The 5238-nt window shown below is 67.4% G+C and carries 4 protein-coding genes and 1 pseudogene; 3 read left to right on the top strand and 2 right to left on the bottom strand.

Going from position 1 to position 5238, the window contains the following annotated elements; all coding sequences use genetic code 11:
* Positions 1–131 precede the first annotated feature (131 nt).
* Together msrQ and msrP are read right to left on the bottom strand one after the other, a co-directional pair.
* Positions 132–761, bottom strand: coding sequence for a protein-methionine-sulfoxide reductase heme-binding subunit MsrQ (gene msrQ, locus D180_RS21145; protein WP_043091501.1), 630 nt, complete (start codon positions 759–761; stop codon positions 132–134).
* 134 nt (positions 762–895) lie between these two features.
* Entirely contained in the window at positions 896–1864 is a 969-nt protein-coding gene (gene msrP / locus D180_RS21140) for a protein-methionine-sulfoxide reductase catalytic subunit MsrP (protein WP_017914336.1), read from the bottom strand.
* Positions 1865–2018: 154 nt separating this feature from the next.
* On the opposite strand from msrP, the gene serC reads away from it, so the two are divergent.
* The 3 genes and pseudogenes from serC to D180_RS21125 all read left to right on the top strand — a co-directional run.
* Positions 2019–3104: a 3-phosphoserine/phosphohydroxythreonine transaminase gene (gene serC / locus D180_RS21135; RefSeq protein WP_017914335.1), complete on the top strand. Its 1086-nt coding sequence runs from the start codon at positions 2019–2021 to the stop codon at positions 3102–3104.
* Between the two features lie 79 nt (positions 3105–3183).
* On the top strand, positions 3184–4332 hold the full coding sequence (pheA, locus tag D180_RS21130) for a prephenate dehydratase (RefSeq protein ID WP_017910781.1): 1149 nt from the start codon (positions 3184–3186) through the stop codon (positions 4330–4332).
* Positions 4333–4876: 544 nt separating this feature from the next.
* Positions 4877–5238, top strand: a pseudogene (locus D180_RS21125) (3-phosphoshikimate 1-carboxyvinyltransferase); the annotation flags it as partial.

Raw genomic sequence — 5238 nt, 5'->3', positions numbered from 1 at the left:
CGGTGCCGAGCCGTTGCGCGACGACCCCGCCTTGGCCGCGCTCGCGCTGACCCCGGCGGTGGCGCCACGCCCGGCCACCGCGCGGCGCTGGCCGTGGCTGTTGCTCAGCGCCTTGTTGCTGGCCGCCGCGCTCAGCGGCCTGCTTTGGTTCGGCGCGCGCTGAGCGCCCGCCAGCCGCGCCAGCCCAGCAGCACCGCCAGGATCGCCGCGTACAGCAGCGGTTCGCGGATGTCCGACTTCACCAGCCACCAGAAGTGCAGCACGGCCAGCACGCCGATCGCGTAGATCGCCTTGTGCAGCTTGCCCCAGTTGCGCTTGAGCCGGCGCATCCAGCCCTGGGTGGAGGTGATCGCCAGCGGCACCAGCAGCAGCCACGCCATGAAGCCGACGGTGATGTACGGGCGTTTGACGATCTCCTCGAAGATCTGCGTCCAGTAGCCGCGCAGGTCCAGCCCCAGGTAGGCCGCCAGATGCACGGTCGCGTAGAAGAACGCGTACAGCCCGAGCATGCGCCGAAAACGCAGCAGCACCGATTGCCCGGTCAGTTGCCGCAGCGGGGTGATCGCCAGGGTCAACAGCAGCAGCCGCAGCGCCCACAACCCGGTGCGATGCTCGACCTCGGCCACCGGATCGGCACCGAGCGCATCGCTGCCGGTCTGCCACACCTGCCAGAACTGCCAGCCCAGGTACGCCATCGGCGCCAGCGCCAGCGCATGCACCACCGCCTTGGCGGCGATCAACGAAGCGGAGGTCTTAGCCATGCGCCGTCATCGCGCCGTGTTGGCACAGGCGCCACGCGGCACGCCGACTGCGACTCCAGCCGTCGCGCGAGGCAACCACCAGGCGCCGCGCTTTTCCCATTCCCGATTCCCAGTTCCCCATTCCCAGCCTCTCCTCAATACCATTTCTTCAGATCCATCCCCGCATACAGCGACGCCACCTGATCGGCATAGCCGTTGAACGGGCGGGTGGGAATGCGCTCGGCGAACAGCTTGCTGGCCTTGCCGGCGATGCGGCGCTCGGTCTTCTGGCTCCAGCGCGGATGGTCCACCGCCGGATTGACGTTGGAGAAGAACCCGTATTCGGAGGGTTGCAGCTCGTGCCAGGCGGTTTCCGGCATGCGCTCGACGAAGCGGATCTCGACGATCGACTTGATGCTCTTGAAGCCGTACTTCCACGGCACCACCAGCCGCAGCGGCGCGCCGTTCTGCTGCGGCAGCGGCTTGCCGTACAGGCCGGTGGCGAGCAGGGTCAGCGGGTGCATGGCCTCGTCGATGCGCAGGCCTTCCTTGTACGGCCAGTCGATCGAGCTGTAGCGGATGCCGGGCATCTGCTTGGGATCGGCCAGGGTGGTGAAGGCGACATACTTGGCCTTGGAGGTCGGCGCGAAGCGCTTGAGCACGTCGCCCAGCGGCACGCCCAGCCACGGGATCACCATCGACCAGCCTTCCACGCAGCGCAGCCGGTAGACCCGCTCCTCGGGCGTATGGCCCTTGAGCAGGTCGTCCAGGGACAGCGTGCCGGGCTTCTCGCATTCGCCGGAGACCTTCACCGACCATGGCGAGGTGCGCAGGGTCTTGGCCGCCTTCGACGGATCGGTCTTGTCGGTGCCGAATTCGTAGAAGTTGTTGTAGCTGGTCACGTCCTCGTAGCGGGTCAGCTCCTCGTTGGTGCGGAACCCGCTGCGCGCCTGCTCCGGCGTCACCACGGTCTTGGGCGGGGCCGGCGGCTCGGCGTCGGCGCAGCCGACCAGGCCAGCCACCGGGGTCAGCGCCAGGGCCTGCAGCAGGCGCCGCCGGTCGCGGTAGACCGCCTCGTCGGTGATCTCGCGGCTGGGGACGGTGAGGGCATCGCGCAACGACATGGCGGACTCCTGGAGCGAAGGGGGCGAGCAGTGGCGGGGACTTCACCACAGACTACGCATGCGCAGGGCGAATGGATGCAAATGCAACCTAAATTGCCCGGGCCGCAAGCTGTTGCGCTGCGGCATACTAGGGGTCCTGTCCGATAGGTGCCCCATGACGCGCGCGTTCAATTTCAGTGCCGGCCCCGCTGCCTTGCCGGAATCGGTCCTGCGCCAGGCGCAGGCGGAGATGTTGGAGTGGAACGGCGTGGGCGCCTCGATCGTGGAGCTGAGCCACCGCGGCGCCGAGTTCATGGAGGTGGCGGCACAGGCCGACGCCGACCTGCGCCGGCTGATCGGCATTCCCGACGACTACGCCGTGCTGTTCCTGGCCGGTGGCGCCACCACCCAGCAGGCGCTGCTGGCGCTGAACTTCGCCGCGCCCGGGCAGACCGTGGACTACGTGGTGACCGGGCACTGGGGCAAGACCGCGATCAAGCAGGTTGGGCCCTACGTCGACGTGCACGTGGCCGCCAGCAGCGAGGCCGACGGCTTCCGCGACATCCCGCCGCGCGCCGCCTGGCAGTTGCGCGAGGATGCCGCCTACGTGCACATCACCGCCAACGAGACCATCCACGGCGTGGAGTTCCGCGACACGCCCGACGTCGGCGACGTGCCGCTGTTCGCCGACTTCAGCTCCAGCATCGCCTCCGAGCCGATCGACGTGTCCAGGTACGCGCTGATCTACGCCGGTGCGCAGAAGAACCTGGGCCCGGTCGGCGTCACGGTGGTGATCATCCGCCGCGACCTGCTCGAACGCGCCGGCCAGCCGCGCGCGGACATCTTCGATTACCGCTCGCATGTGGCGCGCGACTCCATGCTCAACACGCCGCCGACCTGGAACTGGTACCTGGCCGGGCTGGTGTTCAAGTGGATGCTGGCCGAGGGCGGCGTGGAGGCGTTCGCCGCGCGCAACCAGGCCAAGTCGGCGCTGGTGTATTCGGCGATCGACGCCTCCGGTGGCTTCTATCGCAACGAGGTCGCGGCGGCGGTGCGCTCGCGGATGAACATCCCGTTCTTCCTGCCGGACGAGACCCTCACCACGCGCTTCGTCGCCGAGTCCAAGGCGGCCGGCCTGCTGGCGCTGAAGGGCCACAAGGCGGTCGGCGGCATCCGCGCGTCGCTGTACAACGCCATGCCCCTGGCCGGCGCGCAGGCGCTGGTCGCGTTCATGCACGACTTCCAGCAGCGCCACGGCTGAGTCGCCGATTTTTGTAGGAGCGGCTTCAGCCGCGACCGGATCGCGCAGGCGATCCGGACCACCGAGGAACCCCCGATCCATGGCCGCAAAGCCGAAGAAATCTCCCGCCGCCGACGCCAAGCCGGCCAAGCCTGCGAAACCCGCCGCCACGCCGGCCCTGGCCGACGTGCGCGCCAAGATCGACGAGATCGACCGCACCATCCAGGCGTTGATCGCCGAGCGCGCGCAGTTCGCGCACCAGGTCGGCAAGGCCAAGGGCAAGCTTGCCGCGGCGGTGGACTACTACCGGCCCGAGCGCGAGGCGCAGGTGCTGCGCATGGTGGTGGACCGCAACCAGGGCCCGCTCAGCGACGAAGTGCTGGTGCACGTATTCCGCGAGATCATGTCCGCGTGCCTGGCGCAGCAGGAGCCGCTGAAGATCGGCTACCTGGGGCCGGAAGGCACCTTCAGCCAGCAGGCGGTGCTCAAGCACTTCGGCCGCTCGGCGGTGGGCCTGCCGATGGCCACCATCGAGGAAGTGTTCCAGGAAGTGGAAAGCGGCAACGCCGACTTCGGCGTGGTGCCGGTGGAGAACTCGGGGCAGGGCACGATCCAGGTCACCCTGGACATGTTCCTGACCTCCAACCTGAAGATCTGCGGCGAGACCGAGCTGCGCGTGCACCAGTTCCTGCTCTCGCGCAGCGGGCGGCTGGACGCGATCGAGCGGATCTACGCGCACCCGCAGTCGTTCGCGCAGACCGCCGGCTGGTTGCGCGCGAACCTGCCCAAGGTGGAGAAGATTCCGGTCTCCAGCAACGCCGAAGGCGCGCGCCGGGCGCGCAATGCCGACGATGCGGCGGCGATCGGCGGGGAGAGTGCGGCGCATGTGTATGCGCTGAAGAAGGTGATCATGAAGTCGATCGAGGACGACGCGGACAACACCACGCGCTTCCTGGTGATCGGGCGGCAGATCTTCCCGCCGTCGGGGCACGATCGTACGTCGGTGCTGGTGTTCATCCACGACAAGCCGGGTGCGTTGTTCGATGTGCTCAGTCCGTTCGCGCGGCATGGGATCAGCATGAATCGGATCGAGTCGCGGCCGTCGCATCAGGCGAAGTGGGAGTACGGGTTCTTCATCGATCTGGCGGGGCATGTGGAGGATGAGGCGATGAAGTTGGCGTTGGCGGAGTTGAAGGCGCATTCGGCGCAGATCAAGGTGTTGGGGTCTTATCCGGTGGCGGTGCCTTGATCGAGCCGTCCTTTCGTCGCGGCGCGACGGCCAAAACAAAAGGCCATTTGATTAACAGTCAAGTGCTCTAACGTGGTTGGCTGGAGAAAAGCGGGAAGGCAACAGCAGAAGCAACAGCAGAAGCAACAGCAACAGCAACAGCTTTCGCGCTTGCGCGCGAGTCACTTTTCTTTGCTTGTGCAAAGAAAAGTAACCAAAAGAAACACACCCCCGGGCGGGCTGCCCCGCGCTGCGCGCGGGGTCCGCGGACACGACGGGAATTTTCGGAAGGCACATCCATGTGCCTGCCGAAAACGACGCGCATCCTGCGCGTCGCCTCTCACGGGGTTTTACCCGCCGTGTCCGCCAGCCCTCACGGGGGGATTGAGAGCAACAGCGAAAGCAAGAACAACGGCAACAGCAAGAGCAACAGCAACGGCAAGAGCAACGGCAACGGCGGTGGCTGACTTGGTGTAGGCGTCGTGGCAGCAGCGCAAGCGCGCTGTAGCGGCGCCGATGTCGCCGGGTGGTGGTGGATCTTCGGGTGGTTGGACTTTCAGGAACGATGATGAGCAACGAGCAAGGCTGGATCGCAACGCGCGGCACTGCGCTGCAGGGCACGCTGACGGTGCCGGGGGACAAGTCGGTGTCGCACCGGGCGGTGATGTTCGCGGCGTTGGCCGATGGCACGTCGCGGATCGAGGGGTTTCTCGAGGGCGAGGACACGCGTTCGACCGCGGCGATCTTCGCGCGGCTCGGGGTGCGGATCGAGACGCCGTCGCCGTCGCAGCGCATCGTGCATGGGGTGGGCGTCGATGGGCTGCAGGCGCCGCAGGGCGAGCTGGATTGCGGGAACGCCGGCACCGGCATGCGTCTGCTCGCCGGGCTGCTTGCGGCGCAGCCCTTCGACAGCGTGCTGGTCGGCGA

Origin of the sequence: Xanthomonas sp. SHU 166, from assembly GCF_000364685.1 — a bacterium.
Lineage (GTDB): Bacteria > Pseudomonadota > Gammaproteobacteria > Xanthomonadales > Xanthomonadaceae > Xanthomonas_A > Xanthomonas_A sontii.
The sequence above is the reverse complement of the archived record's forward strand: the minus strand, read 5'-3'. Positions and strand labels throughout refer to the sequence as shown.